Consider the following 17,047-nt stretch of genomic DNA (forward strand, 5'->3'; position numbering starts at 1 on the left):
GTCTAATGATAGAATAATAGAATCCTTTTAATAATGACGGAAAGAGTGGACATATGCGAATTGGATTTTTTGACTCCGGAATTGGCGGGTTAACGGTGCTTCATCAGGCGCTTAAGCTCTTGCCGCAAGAGGACTACCTCTTCTATGCAGATACAGACCATGTTCCCTACGGGGAGAAGACAAAAGACGAAGTCAGGGAATACATCCTGCAAGCGGTAGATTTTATGGCCAGTCAGCATATCAAAGCGTTGGTTATCGCTTGTAACACAGCCACCAGCATCGTAATCGAAGAGCTGCGGCAGCGGTATGACTTTCCGGTCCTCGGGATCGAGCCGGCAGTCAAGCCTGCGGTTGAACAATCGGAGGGCAAGCAGAAGAAGGTGCTGGTACTGGCCACCCGCTTAACGCTTCAGGAGAAGAAGTATCATGATTTGGTGCACCGTATCGATCACGGGGAGATTGTAGATAGTCTGCCGCTTCCCGGGCTGGTTCAGTTTGCGGAGCATTTTGATTTTGACGAAGAGAGAATTATTCCCTATCTGAAAAGTGAGCTGGCACACTTGGACCTTAAGCGGTACAGCACGGTGGTCCTTGGATGTACCCATTTCCCCTACTTCGAGGGAAGCCTGCGGAAGATATTCCCCGAAGGGGTGAACTTCATCTCCGGCAGTCTCGGAACCGCCAGGCATCTGAAGCAGATTCTTCAAGCAGGGGGCCGGATCAATGAGGGGACGGGCGATATCCTTTTTTACAGATCCAGTGTCCAGGTAGAGGATCCTGCATTGTTATCTCAATATGAGTGTCTGTTCCAGCGTCTGGATGACATTGAACTATCTATTAATCTGAGTAAAAGGAGTGATCCCGCATGAGTCACTATACAGCCATAATGGAAAGATTACGCCGGAATCCGCTGAAGAATGTTACGCTGCTCAAAATGATGACGGCGTATCATGCTCAGATCGACAGCGTGCTGATTGAACAGCAGGAGGAGTGGGGCGTGCTGCTGCTTATGCCTGCCGCAACCTTCGGCTATGATCACCGGACCTACCCGGAGGCTGACACCGTTGTGCTGATGGACTACAGCAGTCCTGAGGTCTTCCCTGCCCTGCTCAAGCGGTTGCCGCAGGACGCCAACCTGGTCTTCAAGCTTCAGGAGGATGCATACCGTCAGGCGCTGGAACCGTATTTCGCACTGCGGCGGGTCCGTAGTCTCTATTCTTATTCTTCGGCCGAAGGCCAGGGGTTCAGCGCAGATGAGGCCTGCACGGTCAGTGAAGCTATCGATGAACGGCTGCTGCCGCTGTGGATGGCGAATGATTATTCGCTAGAGGAAATCACGCAGTATTTTGAAGACGGGGCGTTCGCTGTGACGTTATTTGACGGGGATACGCCACTCAGTACATGTATGGTGTACCGCAATGAGGAGCGAATCTGGGAGATAGGCGGCGTACGTACCATAGAAGCTGCCAGACAGCGGGGGTTGGCACAGCGTGTAGTCCGTACAGCAGTCTTCCATACCCTGAAGCGGGGCTACATTCCCAGGTACCAGGTGCTGGAGAACAACCTCGCCTCCATCCGCCTCGCCGAATCCATTGGCCTTACCCGCGCTGTTACGCTGGAGCACTGGGTTAATTATTGATGGATTGAATAGGAGCATTCGCTCACTACCTATGAAGGAGTTAGATTATGAATAATCCCCTTCCACCCTATGGCGAACAGAATTACTATCAGCAGTACCCGAAGCCTCCGCAGGAGCGAACGAACAGCAAAGCGGTTGCAGCACTTGTGCTGGGTATTCTCTCCATCGTAATACCTTACGTCGGCATCCTGTTTGGGATTACCGCAATCATTCTGGCTTCACTTGCCTTCAAGGAGATCCGTTACAGCTATGAGCAAGGCCGGGGATTGGCGATTGCCGGACTGGTCTGCGGAATAGTCTCCACCTTTATTTATACCATTCTCATCATCATGTTTGTTTTAACTATTCTGCTATTCAATAGTGCACAGACTACGATGGGTTATGTTGTGTTTTAGGTGAAACGGCCTCAACATGCCCACTGCACTATTTTAATTCCATAATTGCAGTAAGGTATGAAGCTGCGTTCATAGCTAATATTCAGAAATAAGTGTATTCGGTGCAACTAAAAACAATAAAAACGAAGGCACACCTCTCTTAACTGTATTCCATACAACTAAATTTGGCGGAATGGGCGAAAAGACGGATACAGAAGCATTTTAGTTGTACGAAATACAGCTAAACAGAGATTCAGCGGCACATCCGGCGATTTAGTTGTACAGATTGCAACTAAGCCTATCTCTTGCACCTAATCAAGCACAGCCACCTTCAGCAAGTGATGAGTTAAAGGTAATTTTCACACGTTTAAATCAGATATTCTACTAGGAGGCAGACTATGCAAGCAAGCGAAAGGTACGTTTACCACATTGTAACCCGGAAGAAGATGGCCCTGAATCAAATCATTCATTTTGACAACCAGCAAAAAAACACCTTGTATCACTACTTTTTTGAGCAAGAACAGTTGAATTCCAAAGGGGAAGACGTTATTCAAATCCTGCACGGCAATTATACTGATGACGGTTTGAAATTGGATAAAGAGGATGCAGATGTTACGGTTAAGTATGCGGAGCAGACCATCCGAGCGGTTCGAGAGGTGATCGTTGAAATGGTAAGGCTACAGGAACATCCTGAGTATCCTTCACGTTTGTCTTGCTTATACGCAGCAAAGAGCTATGAAGACGCCCTGATGTGGAAAAGCATATTCGATTCTTATCACCGGAAAGTGTTGCAGATCGTGAAACTTAAGGTCACTGGAGCTATTTTTGAAGGTGACGGCAGTCTATTACCCAAGGAAGACGGGGCCCCATTCTCCCGTAAAATCGAACAAGCCAGAGAATACTGGAAGGGTAATCTCAGTAACGCGCTCCCAGAGCTGTTGATTAACGGAAGAATCGAAGTCGTAGACATCCTCACAGAGTACCCTTGCTCCTAAGAATGCTGATGCTCTCCTGCTGGCGGTATTCTGTGGGGGTAAGGTTGTATTTCTTGCGGAACATTTGGGTGAAATGGCGCATGTCCTGGTAGCCTACCCGCTCTGCGATATCGGCCAGCTTCAGCCCCGGATTCAGTAGTAGCAGCTTCGCCTGCTCCAGCCGCAGCGAGGTGACATATTCCTTGTACCCCTGCCCCGTCTTCTGCTTGAACAGCTGGCTGAAATACGCCGGATTCAGGAACACCACCGAAGCTATTCTCTCCAAAGACAGCTCCTCGTAGAAATGCTCCTTAATGTAGTGCAGCGCCACTTCAATCGCCTTCTCCCCACTCCCCTTGAGCGGCTCAAGCGGCGGCCCCTGGAAGGCCGAAGCCTCCCGCATCCGCTTCACGATCTGCGGCACCGTATGGAAGTCACAGCTCCGCCCGGAATAGATCATCTGAAAAGGGATTTTCAAATAATGCGTCAGATGCGTCTTCACCTCCTCCTGGAACTGCTCTACCCGGACGCTCTCGCCCGGTGAGATCAGGCCCAGCAGGTGCTGGCGGTCATAGCTGACCACGAAGCCCCGCCCATACCGCTCGATCAGCTCGGAGAGAACATTCTCGACAATGAAATGCTCCAGCCGGGCGCTCTGATCCCCAGGCTCCAGCTGAACCATCACCAGATAGAAGGAGTGATAATCTTCAATGAACGCGTCGATGTCCAGATTCCCGATATCCAGCCCGGAGGCCAGCCGCTGAAAAACCCCCTCGCGCAGGAACCGCAGACTGGCCTTCAGCCGCTCGCCTTGCCGCGAGAGCTGGTTGTCCTGCTGGATTTCGATTGTCAGGCTGTCGATCAGCTCGGTCAGCTTATGCTTACCGATCGGCTTGAGCAGATAGTCCCGTGCTCCCAGCCGGACCGCTTCCTGGGCATAGGAGAATTCGCTGTGGGCAGAGATGACAATCCATTTCACATACGGATACCGGCGTTTCGAGATTTTCATGAATTCCAGCCCGTTCATGCCCGGCATTAGAATATCGGTCAGCACGATATGGATGTGCTGCTCTTCCAGAATCTTCACCGCTTCCTCCGCCCGCTCAGCCACGAACACCTGATGCTCTGCACTAATCTGCTTAATCGTACGCTTGATGCCTTCACGGATGGCCCGTTCATCATCGGCTATAAGAATATTCATCCCGGCAGCTCTCCTTCCACTGGAATAGGCAGCACGATCGCCACCTGCGTCCCCTCACCGGGGAAGCTCTGAATCTGCAGACCGTAACCCTCTCCGAACATGAACCGCAGGCGGCGGTGCAGGTTCTGGAGTCCGATCCCGCTTTTGCCGCCTTCTCTGCCACTAGCGCCAGAATTATCCGGACCATCCACATTCAGCGACTCCTGTAGCCTTGCAAGCTGCTCCCCGTTCATTCCGTCCCCGTTATCCTCCACAATTAGCTCAAGGTGGTCGTCCTCTTGCCGGGTGTACACCTTAAGAATCCCCTGACGCGAGAGCGGCTCCAGTCCATGCTTGACCGCATTCTCAATGACCGGCTGCACCGTCATCTTCGGGACCCTTATGTTCAGCCAGCGTTCATCGATATCCGTCACGATTACGAGGCGGCCCTCCAGACGGATCGAGATAATCTTCAGGTAATGCCCGATCTGCTCCAGCTCCTCCCTCAGGCTCACCTCAGCCCCGTCTTCCCACTGGCTGCTGTAGCGGAACATTGAGGACAGCGACAGCACCAGCTCGCCAAGCTGTTCATTGCCCTCCTCATCGAGCATCCAGTAGATCATATCCAGCGTATTGTATAGAAAATGCGGGTTCACCTGGGACTGCAAAGCGTGCAGCTCCGCATTCTTTTCGCTGACCGAGGACAGCTTGACCCGCTCAATCAGCTCCTCGATCCGCCGGACCATCCGGTTGAAGGAAGCGACCAGAATGTTAATCTCCTGATACGAAGAGACCTTGACCATGCCGCCGAAGTTCCCCACCTCTACCTGGCGCATCTCGCGGATCAGCTTCTTCAGCGGCGAAGAGATGGTCTGCGATACGATCGAAGCAATCAGCGTGGAGACCAGAATGAGCGCCGAGATCACGATCAAGAGATAACGCTTCATCTCCACCAGCTCCACATTCAGATCCTTATCCGGAGTAATACTCATCACCCACCAGCCCGAGAAAGACAGCTTAGACGCCACAACCAGTTGGCCGCGCTCCTGCTGAACCATCACATGCTCCGAAGCGGGGAGCTTAGGCAGACGGGCAGTGTCCGGCTGCGGATCTGTGGCCGAGGTGACAAACCGTCCATCCGGGGACATCAGGTAGACCTGGCTGTGCGCGCCCAGCTTCAGATTCTCCAGCGCGTCCAGCACCGGCTGCGGGTCCGTCTCATACAGCACGATGCCTATCGGCTTATGCTCATTCAGGTCATAGAGCTGCCGCCCGAAGGCGAAGACCGGACTGTCCTCCACCTGGTCGATCAGGGAGTGCGGGTACACCCCGAGCCAGACCATTTTCCCTGAGGAAGCCTGCAATTGCCGGTACCAGTCCTCCTGCCTATAATTCGGATCGACCACATTCATATAGTTGCCATAGTTGTAGATCTTGCCGCGGTCCGTGATCACATGAATACCCACCAGATCGTCCCGCGAATAAAAAATCGAGCCGATGATATTCGTCACCGTCTGCTCATTGATATAGGCCACCGCCGGCCCGTCCGTCTTCTCATTAATCAAGCGGATCATCTCGAAGTTATTGCTGAGCGATTTGGACAAGGCGTCATACCCCTTATAGAGAAGCGTGAATAAGCCTGCGCTCTGGGCGACGTTTTTTTGCGACAAATCACCGATCTTCTCATGCAATTGGTCTGTAGTCCGGTTATAGTACAGCAGGCTGACAATAAGCAGAATACTGGACATGCAAAAAAGAAACAGCAAGAACAACCGATGATGAATGGAATGAAAGCCGAGCTTCATAAGACTCTCCCCTTTACGCACCTGTTCTGCCGTTTCCTATTATAAAACTTTTCCATTTTTATGCAATGAGGGAATTCAGCACGCTTACCCCTATCCCTTAACCGCTCCGGCCACCATCCCTTTGGTAATCTGATTCGACAGGAAGAAGTAGATCAGAATTACCGGCAGCGCGCCCATCACCAGGAAGGCCCCGATATTCCCGTAATTGACCGAATACTGGCTCACGAAGGTATAGACCCCGAATGGAAGGGTTTTGAGCCTCTCTGACGAGATGAACGTGGCGGCCAGGATGTACTCGTTCCAGATATTGATGAAGGTTAAGATACATACGGTCATGACAGGCGGAATCGACACCGGCAGGATAATGCTGCGGAAGATCCGGTACACGCTCGCCCCGTCGATGAACGCCGATTCTTCGATCTCATGTGGAATAGCTCTCATGAAGCCGCTCAAGATGAACACGGCGATGGGAGTCGAGAACGCGATGTACGGCAGAATCAGCGACCAGTGGGTGTTGAGAATATGCATGTTTTTGAAAATAATCATCAGCGGCAGCAGCGTGGCCTGCATCGGAATCATCATCCCCATCAGGAAAATGGTCATCACGACATTGCCGTATTTCCACCGGAACCGGGAGATCGCATAGGCCGCCATCGAAGCCAGCAGAATGACACAAATCATCGTAAGGGCGGTAACGAACACGCTGTTCGACAGGTACTTCAGATAACTGCCCGAGGTGTAAGCCTCATAGTAGTTATGCCACTGGAATTTTCGCGGAAAAGAAAAGAAGCTCCCGTCCTGAATCTCCTCATTCGTCTTCAGAGAGTATAACAGGAGCCACAGCAGCGGGTAGAGCTGGGTAATGACAGGAATGGCAAAAAGAAGATACACGATTCCTTTTTTAAGCTTACGCATGGTCCGCGCACTCCTTTCCTATTCGAATTTTCGCTCAAGCCGGTTAAAGATCATGTTGATGATGCCGGTAAAAATGAGACAGACCACCACGAGGAAGGTCGCAATCGCGCTGCCGTAGCCATACTTGAAGGACAAGAAGGAGCTGTTATACATATGGGTGGAGATGACATCCGTTGCATGTGCAGGACCGCCGCCAGTCATGACCATAACCAGGTCGAAGGCTTGCAGGGACCCGATAAACGCCAGGATGATCGAGATTTTGAAAATCGGAATGATCAGCGGAAGCGTAATGTAACGATCCGCCTTGAAGCCGTCAGCCCCGTCAATTCTGGCCGCTTCGTACAGCTCGTCGGGAATGTTCTGCACTCCGGTATACTGAATCAGCAGATGGTAGCCGAAATACTGCCACAGGGACACCAGATACAGAGAATACATGGCGATGTTAGGCTCGGTCAGCCAGTTATGCGTCCAGCTCTCAAGCCCCAGGGACACCAGCACACCGTTCAGCATGCCCCCCATCGAAGTAGGGTTATAGATGGTCTTCCAGAGTTGTCCAATAATAACGACTGATAAGATGACCGGCGTGAAGTAGATCGACACCAGCGTGTTGGCTCTGCGCAGATAGCGGTTCAGCAGGATCGCCATCCCCAGACAGAGCGGGATTTCCAGCATGGAAGCCACGGCGTACAGCAGCGTTCTCCGAACAGAGGGCCAGAACACCGGGTCATTCCAGAACATATTCTTGAAGTTGCCGAAGCCGACGAACTGAGAGGTCGTTAGACCGTCCCACTTCAATAAGCCCGTATATAATGAGACCAGTATGGGAACGAATACCAGGCACACATAGAGCAACAGACATGGCAGTATGAAGGCAGCGATTGTGTATGCCGGAACCTTAAGGACTTTCATCTTTCCCGCCTCCTAATCAAGCAGATTCTTCTTTATCTACTGATTCATATCATTAATGATTAATGCTATTAACTTTAAAAAGCACATGATAAACCCGATGCGAAGCAGCCTGAATCAGCTGGCTTCGCATCGAGCAGGACGGCTATACGATTGCAGGGAATGCGTTAGATGGCGTAAATTGAGTAAAGCTTAGATTATACGAAACGCTGAAGTCTTAGGCTTATTTATTGGCTTCAAATGCGGCCTGATGCTCTTTGGCTACCGCCTTGGAATCCATCTTTTGAACGAACAGGTTCTGAATGCTGCTGAGGTGGACTTGTGAAGTTGCTGGATTCATCGTGTTGTCGAAGGACAGATCGCCGCCTTTTACTTGGTTGAACAGACCGGCCACAGTGATAGCCAGCTCGGAGTAACCGGCAGCTTTCAGGTCACCGTCTACCTTTTGCCCGATACCTACAGCATTCTTCAGCTCGAACTGTTTTTTAGGATATTCAGAAGCGAAGAAGTTCAGGAAATCCTTCGTTTCCTTCAGATGCTCGCTGTTTGCAGACACGGCAAATGCGCTGCCCGGTGCAAGCATGAATTCGTTCGGATCACCTTTACCGTTAACCGTAGGAAATTGGAAGGCTCCCACTTTACCGGCTACGGAAGAAGCATCATTCGCGCCCGTCTCCCAAGTACCGATAACCCACATTGCTGCCTTACCGGATCTGAAAATATTCCCGCCGGCATTTGCATCGATGGAAGTTGCCCCGTCAGGGAATGCGCCTGCTGCTACCAGTTGCTGGAACGCGTCTACCGCTTCAACAAAGGCAGGATCTTCAAATGTTTTCTTACCATCCACTACGTCTTTCAGGAAGCCAGGACCGCCGTTTGTACGAAGCAGGATGTTCATGAACAGGAACGAGCCGGTCCACGAATCCTTTTCACCGATAGCCAGTGGAGTAATCCCTTTGTCTTTTAAGAGCTTAACGTCCTTCAGTAATTCTTCAAACGTGGTTGGAGGTGCTGCAATTCCGGCTTGGGCGAACAAGTCTTTGTTGTAGTAGACCACTTCGATATTGTTGCCGTCAGGAAGCGCATACACATTGTTATCGAAGCTGTAATAGTCGAGCAGACCCGCTTGGTACGTATCTTTCAGTCCATTCTGATCGAGCACATCATTCAGCGGGGCTAATAATCCTGCATCTACAAAGGGCTTCATTTGAGCGGCAGGGTTAACCATCGTAATATCAGGTATTTCTTTGGAGGCTGCTTGTGTTTTCAGCTTCACCTTCTGTTGATCCGTGTTCAGCGTATCCAGCTCAATCTTTACATTGGGATGCTCTTTCATGTACTGGTCAGTCAGCTCGTGGATCATTTTGTAAGACGGTGTTGCAGGGTCAGGGTAGATGTTCTGGAAGGTAATAGTTACCTTCTTGTCGCTCGGAGCGTCTGTAGCAGCGGCATTGCCGCTGCCTGTGGCGGCGTTCGGTGCGGCGGTGTCCTTAGCCTTGGAATTGGCGTTGTTGTTCGAGTTCCCGCATGCGGCAAGGCTTACTGCCATTAGCGCGGCGAACGCGACGGTGGCGGTTTGCTTCATTTTTCTGTTGACCATTCATTAAAGCCCCCTCTGTCGTGATAAGCTAATTATCATCGCGTAGAGCGCTTCCGGGCAAGGTGGGAACTGCAGAAATGAGGTTTGTTTTTTCTAGGGTATGCTTGGGCGGGCTTCGTTCGTCAGCTCTTTATCTAACATCTGCTCATCGTCTTTCACATAGCCACAATCTTCGTAGGTCCGAATAGCCGCAGTGTTCCTTCTGCCCGTCAATACCTTGACCCGTTTCACTCCGCGCAACCTAAGCTCGTCTTCCAGACAAGTAATAATAGCTCTGGCAGCTCCCTTTCTTCGAGCGGTATCTTGCACATAGAGTTCTGTAATTTCTCCATAAGGCTCCTCATAGCAAAAAGAATACAGGCTTTGGGCGCAGCCAAAACCGACGATGCTACCGTTCAACTCGGCTACGGCAATCAGCTCGTTACGGTTAGTATGCAGATGTTCAATAATTTGGGCCGGGGGTCTGTGAACGCCGCCATTGAACTCTTGATTGAGTCGCGACAATGCCTCAGCATCTGTTATGGATGCCAGCCTTATAGTTATAAGTGAATTCACTTGGAGTCACCTTTTTTATTTATATTTTTATAAAAAGCACTAAAGAATTGAACTCTAAGCTTGGTCGTCACTGCGGTGAACATTTGGACTTCCGGCTGCTGTTGTCACAAGATTTCTTCATCAACATCTTAAGCGTAATAGCTCTAATTCTTGAAGAACTTCCTTTACATCACAGCTGGAATTCAAGATATGGATCATCTCTTCCGTAATGGGGAGATCATCGTAGATTTCTGCAACAACCTCTAGGGATAGTGAACAATCAAAATAATCTGTTGCAAATTCCACAAAATCCTCTGGTGTATGGAATATACAGCCCATTAAAAAATCAGAACCATCGCTCTTTCCTTCTGGAATCTCAACGTTCCCCTTGTGCCAGTTCGTGTCACTGTTTTTACGCCAAATACAAAAAGTCACATCATCTTTTTCAATTGCAGCATCATCAAGTAAAGATAATAGTTCCATTGGGACGTCATCATAAATCCCTTGCCATACTTTATGTTCATCTTGCGCATATGGGCTTAATCCGGATTCATGATCGAAGCCTTTTATGATGGAGCCTTCAGGGGAAAACAAAATAAACAGATGATCCCCTGATCCATTATCTATTTTCGCCATAGAAACACCCTCATTCCAATCTTGAACATAGCTATGGTAACGAAGCCATTCCTCCGGACAAAGAATAATATTTAGTGATGCTTGGATTTTCATTAGCTTTTGTAACATTGCTGGATCTGGTAGACGCTCTAACATATTTGCTTCCATGAATTCTCACCCTTTCTTCTTTCATTGCACAACTAGAGTAACCCTTCGTCTGAGCTTACTTTTTCGAATAATTCTCTATCTAGAGTTCAAGAGAGAAGCTCCGCTGTTTTATTAACGCAAGCCGGAGATTCCGCTTTAGAAAATGCCCGCAACGATCCGGAATTTTGGAAGCTAATCGTCGAAAAAGAGATTGCGTTTACCAAATTACTGGGCATGCTTGATTGGAATGAATCCCAGCTATATGGTGCAAAAGTTATAATTCCCGCCGTATAACAAGAAGCAGCCGGTCACTATAGGATCGGCTGCTTCTTGTTGTAGTCCCATACTCGCTTATTCAAGCCTTCTCAAATCCATAATCCCTTTCAACCTTGCAAACCCTTGTTTTATAAGCGAGATACCAATCAGATATCCCTTTGCGCTGGGCTACTAAATGTCGTTCGTTTTGTTTCCATTTGTGTATAGCTTCGAGAGAATCCCAATAAGATACAGTAATACCTACACCTTCTCTGGCACTTTCTACTCCGAGAAATCCAGGTTGGACGGATGCAAGTTTCTCCATTTCATCCGCCATTTCCACATATTTGGTATCCGCATCTGTTCGTTCCGATGTAAAAATCACTGCGTAATAAGGTGTTTGTGGTGTTTTAGCAATCTCGCTCATGATTTCACCTCCGTTATTTGGTTATCCCTATATCCATTATGCCGTAGGCTGCTTCCACTGTTTGATCACGCTGACTAGACCCGGTACATCAAGACCGTCGAGCGAAAAGGCTTTGCGCAGCAGGTCATGCGGGATGAACTCATCGTATTTGCCGAGGTAAGGGGCTTCATCCGGCTTCAGGAGCGTGAGTGCATCCGTAGCGGCAGCGGTCTCAGCAATAATCTCATCCTCCAGCTTCTCTGCACCCACTTTGCCTGCGACCACCATATAATACGGTTCCATCGGCACGACCGAGCGCAAGCCAAGCGGCTCCTTCAGATTGTTCTTGAGCAGGCGCTCCAGCGTGCGGAACTGGCGGCTGCCAGCCCACGGAAGGATGAACATGGAGTCTCCCCCGGCTGGCAGAACGGAACGCGTCAGCAGTCCGCTCTCCTTCGCGAGCCTGCGGGCCCGTTCCAGTCTGGCGGCCGCGCTTGGTGCAAGGTATGGGTACAGGGCCGTAGATCCTAATACTTCGCGGATCTTCGTCATAATCCGGGTATGGACATCTCCGCCTGCACCGAGCCATAAGGTGTCCACTTTGCCGCGTGAGCCTTTGACATAGACGGCCTTATGGCGGTTGTCCACCTCCTCGACCTTCCATAGCTTGCCTGCCAGTGTGAAGCAGTAGCCTGGAGGCGGCACGGTGGTAATGGACCCGATCTCCTCCGTCCCGTTATAGACGACATGCTCTTCATCGTCCTTGAATACCGCATAGAAGCGGAAGTTGTTAACGATCTTCTCACCCGCCATCCCGATCAGCAGGCTGCCCTCATCCATCTTCTCGATATGGCCCATGCCCAGCATGTACTCCATGAAGTCATCATAATCAGCGGGATCAATGCTGCGGAAGGACGGCAGGCTCAGTACAGCCTCCTTCAGCTCCTCCGGCTCTGCCTCACCCATGCTCTTCAGAATGCTCATCGTCTGATGATACAGGAGACCGACCGGCAGCTGGCGCACGGTCAGCGGCTCCACCCATTTCTCGCGTACATACAGCTCGATTACGGCTATGGCCCGCAGCAGCGTCCACGGCATGCGCGCCGGGAGCTGCGCCTCCTCGTCCTCCTCCTCGGGCGTGACGAAGATCATCTCGGAGGCGGCGTCCCCGCGCCTGCCCGAGCGGCCCAGCCGCTGCACGAAGCTCGCGCAGCTATAAGGCGCGCCGAGCTGGAGCACCCGCTCCAGCTCGCCCAGATCAATCCCCAGCTCCAGCGTCAGCGTCGCTGCAGCCACAGCCGGCCCTGCGCCCTCACGGAGCGTGGCCTCGGTCTCCTCGCGCAGCATCGCGGAGATGCTTCCATGATGCACATGGAAGACATCCCGCTCGCCCCGCTTAGCGGCAATGCGCCGCATCTCCAGGATGGCCTCTTCGGCATCGGTGCGGCTGTTCGTAAAGATGAGCGCCTTCTTCACATGCGTGTGATCATAGATGAAGCCATAATAAGCCTGTCGCGCCCGCTCCAGGTGCTCGGCTTCCTCCTCATTCCGCGCATCCGGGAACGAGAAATGCTCCACGCTCAGCCGCAGCTTGCGCCCGCCCTGCGGCGCGCTGACCTCCACGCTCTCGCGCGTGCCCGCCGCCAGCCACTCCGTGACGGATGCATAATCGCTTAAGGTCGCAGAGAGGCCGACCCGCCGCGGATGACAGCCCGCCATCCGCGAGATCCTCGCGAGTTGGCTCAGCACCTGAATTCCGCGGTCTGCGCCCATGAAGGCATGAACTTCATCGATGATGATGAAGCGCAGATCATGGAACAGGGCCGGGATCGCATTCGGGCGGTTCATCAGCAGGCCCTCCAGCGATTCAGGGGTGATCTGCAGCACTCCCGAAGGGTTCTGCATCAGCTTGGTCTTGTCCGCCTGCGGCACATCGCCATGCCAGTGCCAGACCGGAATGTTCCCTTCACGCAGCAGGTCGTTCAGCCGCGTGAACTGGTCGTTGATCAGCGCCTTCAGCGGCGCGATATACAGAATGCCTACAGAAGCAGACGGACGCTGGTGCAGCTCCGTTAGCGCCGGGAAGAAGGCCGCTTCGGTCTTGCCCGAGGCCGTCCCTGAAGCGATCAGCAGATGATGCGGCGTGTCAAACAGCACACGGCAGGCATCGACCTGCGCCTCGCGCAGCGTATCCCAGCGGTTCTTGTAGATGAATTCCTTGATGAACGGGGCCAGCCGGTAGAACGGGTTATCGTTCATAGGTCGAACTCCGCCAGGAAGCCGTCCAGCTCATTCTGTTCCGTCTCGGCAGGCCGCGAAGTCCGCTCTCCAACCAGCTTCTCGAATGAAAGCTCCGGATGCTGGTGCAGGGTGTGCAGCAGATCCATGAAGTCGCGCACCACCTCACGTGCAGTGAGCAGTTCATCAGCTCCCAGCCGGTTGACCGCCTCTTCCATGAAATGCACCAGCTGCTCCTGTGTCAGTCTTGCTTCATATCCGTAATGGAGCGCATGGATATCCCGCAGCTTCTGGAGCAGAATAAGAATTTCTTCGTGGGAGAGCATGTCCAGCGCAATAATCGGCCCTGTGTAATTGTTCAGCCCGCTGCCTGCATACCGTCCGGCCACCAGCCGGGAGCGCAAGGCCTCATAGCTGAACAGTCCGCGCCGGTGGTCCTCCACGAACTGCGGCGTTCCGCCAACGAAGATACCCAGCCGCTCAGCTTTGCCTTGCATCGTATCATTGAACATGGTCAGCAGCTTCTCATAATTGCTCTGCCGCGAGATACTGTTGGTAATCTTGTAGAGGTTCACCCCTTCATCGATAAACAGCAGCAAGCCCTTATAGCCGATGGCTCCGGTGAATTCCGCCCACAGCTTCATGTAGTCGTACCAGTTGTCATCGTCAATGATGACACCAACGCCGAGCGCCTTCCGCGCTTCCGTACGGGTCGGGAACTCTCCCCGCAGCCAGCGCAGGGAATCCTGCTTCAGCCCGTCATCGGCCAGCTTGTGCCCGTTCCAGTAAGAGGCCAGCACCTTAGCGAAGTCGAAGCCATGCACCAGCCCGCGCATCTCGGAAGCAACCGAATAGATGCGCTGCTCAACCTCATCGCCAAGTTCCGGCGCGTCAGGGCCATAGCCCTTCTCCTGCATCACCGCCTGTTGCAGCGTCATGATCCACTTCTGCAGCATAATCTCCAGCGCCCCTCCATCCGGGCGGGTCCGGGTCGAGAGATGGCTCATCAGCTCGCGGTAGGTGGCGAGCCCCTGTCCCTTCGTGCCAACCAGCCGCCGCTCCGGCGACAAATCGGCATCGGCAACCACGAAGTCACGGTCCATCGCATAGTTGCGGATGATCTGGAGCAGGAAGCTTTTGCCGCTGCCGAATTTGCCTGTAATCAGCTTGAAGGCAGCTCCGCCATCGGCGATATTCTCCATATCGCGGAGAATCGCCTCCACCTCCGGCCGGCGGCCGACGGCGATATGTTCAAGACCTATACGCGGTACAACTCCCGCTGTCAGCGAATTGACGAGCGCGGTGGTCATCCGCTTCGGTATTTTGAGTGGGTTCATTTTACGAATTTCACCTCTTTATATAGTCCAGCATGGATAGACATTCTTCGGTCAGCTCTTCCCCGTCAATAATGAGGTCTCCCAGACTGTCCATTGCCAGCTCATTAATCTCATCGTAGAGCAGCTCTGCCATCGTTCCTGCTCCTGCAGCCAGCCGCTGCACCTTCGCAGGACCGCCCTCTTCTGCCAGGGCCAGCACGGCCTCCCGTTGCAGCAGAGTCAGCTCCGAAGCGAACAATGTCCAGCGGTCCGCTTCCCTATCTGAGGCTGGCGGCTGGGAAACGGTAAGCTTCTGTCCGGCAGACGGGGAATCACCCGGGAGCTCTTCCCGCGTGCCTCCTAACCGCCCACCACTGGTCATCCGGGCCACCTGCTCTTCAGCTTTTGCAGAGTTATCCTCATTTGCTGATACAGCTGATGCAACTCTTGCATTCGCATTCGCAATACTTTTCTCGCCCGCTGATTCAGCGCTTCCAAGTGCTCCTTCAGACTCAATTATCCATTCCGCGTCATCCTCATGACCCGGCTCCCCGGTGTCTTCCACCGTAAGCAAGGAACGCACCACCTCGGAGTCGCTTGCCAACTGCTCCAGCTTTTGCTGGTCAATGACCACTGCCGGGCCCTTCTCTTCCTGCTCCGCCTTGCGGAATTCACGCTCCAGGAACCGGGTGACGAGATCATCCATATCGGCATCAACCCGGACATCCTTCAGTCTTCCCCGGTATCCCATCAGCGCCCGCAGCTTATTCTCGGTCAGCCGGAACAGCCGGGTAATCAGACTGCGCAGCGGCGGGGACTTGCTGACCCGGATAACAGGTACAAGAACAGAATAGCCATACAGGGAGATATCGTATACCGCGCTGCGGAACAAATAACGCTCACGGACGACAGGCGGGGCGGGCGGGAACATCGTGATTAGATTCGAGCCATGCTTCCGCGCGACATAAGCATCAATTAGGGCTACAACCTGGGGAATATAACGATCCGCAGCGATTTTACCCTCGCCGGTATAGAATTTGGACTTGCTGATATCATAATCCGACATCACACTCAGTACCTCGATCCTAAGCTGCTCCGGGGCAGCCGACAGGCAGCGGACCAATTCAAGCTCAGCCAGATCCCCGGCCAGCCCGCGCGAACGGGCCACAATCTCCGAGAGGCGGATATCCAGCTTATGGACAAAAGAGAAATCCGCAATCCACCCGCCAAGGTACTGATCCAGACGTTTGTAACTATCACGGTAGGCCTCCCACAGCAGATTGAGCTGACGGCAGCCCTCCTGAGGCTCGTCCCAGCCCACACCGTTAATCAGCTCATAGATATGCAGGAAGATATATGAGAGATCGGTCTTCGGGTATCTCCCCTGCCGGACTTCATCCCGCCAAAAGAAATACCATCTGCTCTGCGCGCCGGTCATATGCCCGTAGGTGGGCCAATAGCTTTTGAACGGGACGAACAGCGCCGCAGGCTCCTTATGTTCTACAAGCTCACGTGCACGCTGGACGAACTCGCTCTCTGTAGTGGTTACCGGCTCCACACTCTCTTCCATATCCCAGAGCTGAAGCTGGACTGTATCGTAACCGGACGTTGTCTTCTTAACCGGCTCTGACTTAGGCTTCCGGCTGCCTTCATCTACAGTACCGCGCGGCGGAATCGCCACATTCTGCTCCGTACTCTCCCAGACCAGCTCCGAGAAATGTAGCCCCTGCCTGTCTTTAGCCATGCTTCATCGCCCCACCCGTATGTCTTGGTAATTCTCACATTATATCATATACCCTATGCAGCGGATGCAGCCGCTCCAGTCATGTGCAGGTACGGTTAATGCAGCTACTCTCACTGCTACTTCCTGCTTCTTTCTCGCTACTATTCACTGCAACTCACTGTTACTTACTGCAACTCACATCTACTTACCGCTATCCCTACCACTTCCTGCTACTATTACTCCCCTAGTTATCTCTGCCGGACTGAGATTCCGTTATTCTGAACAAATCCGGCAAATTTGACGGTCAAGCGGACTCAGAATCCCTTATTTGAACGATAATGTCTCATTTCAGGGCCGAATAACCCTAATAAGCGCTTCTCAGTCCGCTCGGGGCTCATGAAATAGCTTTTTGAAGAAATA

General features: G+C 52.4%; 15 protein-coding genes. 4 read left to right on the top strand and 11 right to left on the bottom strand.

Translation table 11 applies throughout. The annotated features are described in order from the left end of the window. Positions 1-53 precede the first annotated feature (53 nt). From murI to NST26_RS16790, 4 genes are all read left to right on the top strand, one after another. The gene (murI, locus tag NST26_RS16775; RefSeq protein ID WP_036726685.1) at positions 54-869 is read left to right on the top strand and encodes a glutamate racemase; all 816 of its coding nucleotides are present in this window, start codon (positions 54-56) and stop codon (positions 867-869) included. Next, positions 866-1,639: a GNAT family N-acetyltransferase gene (locus tag NST26_RS16780; RefSeq protein WP_340952555.1), complete on the top strand. Its 774-nt coding sequence runs from the start codon at positions 866-868 to the stop codon at positions 1,637-1,639. The genes murI and NST26_RS16780 overlap by 4 nt, the downstream gene beginning before the upstream one ends. Positions 1,640-1,686: 47 nt before the next feature. Beyond that, complete coding sequence (locus tag NST26_RS16785) at positions 1,687-2,034, top strand: DUF4190 domain-containing protein (RefSeq protein WP_340952553.1); 348 nt, start codon at positions 1,687-1,689, stop codon at positions 2,032-2,034. Between the two features lie 377 nt (positions 2,035-2,411). Beyond that, positions 2,412-3,008 (top strand): DUF2441 domain-containing protein, encoded by a 597-nt coding sequence (locus tag NST26_RS16790; protein WP_340952550.1) that lies wholly within the window; start codon positions 2,412-2,414, stop codon positions 3,006-3,008. Here the strand turns inward: NST26_RS16790 and NST26_RS16795 are convergent. The 11 genes from NST26_RS16795 to NST26_RS16845 form a co-directional block, all read right to left on the bottom strand. Next, positions 2,986-4,188: a response regulator gene (locus NST26_RS16795; protein ID WP_339314527.1), complete on the bottom strand. Its 1,203-nt coding sequence runs from the start codon at positions 4,186-4,188 to the stop codon at positions 2,986-2,988. The two genes, NST26_RS16790 and NST26_RS16795, sit on opposite strands and share 23 nt — an antisense overlap. Then, a complete protein-coding gene (locus NST26_RS16800; RefSeq protein WP_340952547.1) occupies positions 4,185-5,972 on the bottom strand; it encodes a cache domain-containing sensor histidine kinase in 1,788 nt (595 codons plus the stop codon). The genes NST26_RS16795 and NST26_RS16800 overlap by 4 nt, the downstream gene beginning before the upstream one ends. Before the next feature lie 90 nt (positions 5,973-6,062). Then, entirely contained in the window at positions 6,063-6,887 is an 825-nt protein-coding gene (locus NST26_RS16805; RefSeq protein WP_209873933.1) for a carbohydrate ABC transporter permease, read from the bottom strand. 18 nt (positions 6,888-6,905) lie between these two features. Next, positions 6,906-7,796 (bottom strand): carbohydrate ABC transporter permease, encoded by an 891-nt coding sequence (locus NST26_RS16810; RefSeq protein ID WP_036726672.1) that lies wholly within the window; start codon positions 7,794-7,796, stop codon positions 6,906-6,908. 220 nt (positions 7,797-8,016) lie between these two features. Then, on the bottom strand, positions 8,017-9,393 hold the full coding sequence (locus NST26_RS16815) for an extracellular solute-binding protein (RefSeq protein WP_209873932.1): 1,377 nt from the start codon (positions 9,391-9,393) through the stop codon (positions 8,017-8,019). 93 nt (positions 9,394-9,486) lie between these two features. Next, entirely contained in the window at positions 9,487-9,948 is a 462-nt protein-coding gene (locus NST26_RS16820) for a GNAT family N-acetyltransferase (RefSeq protein WP_340952543.1), read from the bottom strand. Positions 9,949-10,068: 120 nt separating this feature from the next. Next, complete coding sequence (locus tag NST26_RS16825; RefSeq protein WP_340952542.1) at positions 10,069-10,710, bottom strand: hypothetical protein; 642 nt, start codon at positions 10,708-10,710, stop codon at positions 10,069-10,071. 334 nt (positions 10,711-11,044) lie between these two features. Beyond that, the gene (locus NST26_RS16830; protein ID WP_339314533.1) at positions 11,045-11,371 is read right to left on the bottom strand and encodes an antibiotic biosynthesis monooxygenase family protein; all 327 of its coding nucleotides are present in this window, start codon (positions 11,369-11,371) and stop codon (positions 11,045-11,047) included. A gap of 36 nt (positions 11,372-11,407) precedes the next feature. Then, the gene (locus tag NST26_RS16835) at positions 11,408-13,609 is read right to left on the bottom strand and encodes a DEAD/DEAH box helicase (protein ID WP_340952541.1); all 2,202 of its coding nucleotides are present in this window, start codon (positions 13,607-13,609) and stop codon (positions 11,408-11,410) included. Next, positions 13,606-14,925: an ATP-binding protein gene (locus NST26_RS16840; protein ID WP_340952540.1), complete on the bottom strand. Its 1,320-nt coding sequence runs from the start codon at positions 14,923-14,925 to the stop codon at positions 13,606-13,608. The genes NST26_RS16835 and NST26_RS16840 overlap by 4 nt, the downstream gene beginning before the upstream one ends. A gap of 10 nt (positions 14,926-14,935) precedes the next feature. Then, the gene (locus NST26_RS16845) at positions 14,936-16,648 is read right to left on the bottom strand and encodes a TerB N-terminal domain-containing protein (RefSeq protein WP_340952539.1); all 1,713 of its coding nucleotides are present in this window, start codon (positions 16,646-16,648) and stop codon (positions 14,936-14,938) included. Positions 16,649-17,047 lie beyond the last annotated feature (399 nt).

Source organism: Paenibacillus sp. FSL R7-0128, from assembly GCF_038002245.1.
Classification (GTDB): Bacteria; Bacillota; Bacilli; order Paenibacillales; family Paenibacillaceae; genus Paenibacillus_AQ; species Paenibacillus_AQ silagei.

What these genes read in the sequence shown, in the direction of transcription:
- murI (WP_036726685.1), top strand. Translation starts at nt 54, where the DNA reads ATGCGAATTGGATTTTTTGACTCCGGAATTGGCGGGTTAACGGTGCTT.
- NST26_RS16795 (WP_339314527.1), bottom strand. Translation starts at nt 4,188, where the DNA reads ATGAATATTCTTATAGCCGATGATGAACGGGCCATCCGTGAAGGCATC.
- NST26_RS16805 (WP_209873933.1), bottom strand. Translation starts at nt 6,887, where the DNA reads ATGCGTAAGCTTAAAAAAGGAATCGTGTATCTTCTTTTTGCCATTCCT.
- NST26_RS16815 (WP_209873932.1), bottom strand. Translation starts at nt 9,393, where the DNA reads ATGGTCAACAGAAAAATGAAGCAAACCGCCACCGTCGCGTTCGCCGCG.
- NST26_RS16840 (WP_340952540.1), bottom strand. Translation starts at nt 14,925, where the DNA reads ATGAACCCACTCAAAATACCGAAGCGGATGACCACCGCGCTCGTCAAT.
- NST26_RS16825 (WP_340952542.1), bottom strand. Translation starts at nt 10,710, where the DNA reads ATGGAAGCAAATATGTTAGAGCGTCTACCAGATCCAGCAATGTTACAA.
- NST26_RS16800 (WP_340952547.1), bottom strand. Translation starts at nt 5,972, where the DNA reads ATGAAGCTCGGCTTTCATTCCATTCATCATCGGTTGTTCTTGCTGTTT.
- NST26_RS16835 (WP_340952541.1), bottom strand. Translation starts at nt 13,609, where the DNA reads ATGAACGATAACCCGTTCTACCGGCTGGCCCCGTTCATCAAGGAATTC.
- NST26_RS16785 (WP_340952553.1), top strand. Translation starts at nt 1,687, where the DNA reads ATGAATAATCCCCTTCCACCCTATGGCGAACAGAATTACTATCAGCAG.
- NST26_RS16810 (WP_036726672.1), bottom strand. Translation starts at nt 7,796, where the DNA reads ATGAAAGTCCTTAAGGTTCCGGCATACACAATCGCTGCCTTCATACTG.
- NST26_RS16790 (WP_340952550.1), top strand. Translation starts at nt 2,412, where the DNA reads ATGCAAGCAAGCGAAAGGTACGTTTACCACATTGTAACCCGGAAGAAG.
- NST26_RS16780 (WP_340952555.1), top strand. Translation starts at nt 866, where the DNA reads ATGAGTCACTATACAGCCATAATGGAAAGATTACGCCGGAATCCGCTG.
- NST26_RS16845 (WP_340952539.1), bottom strand. Translation starts at nt 16,648, where the DNA reads ATGGCTAAAGACAGGCAGGGGCTACATTTCTCGGAGCTGGTCTGGGAG.
- NST26_RS16830 (WP_339314533.1), bottom strand. Translation starts at nt 11,371, where the DNA reads ATGAGCGAGATTGCTAAAACACCACAAACACCTTATTACGCAGTGATT.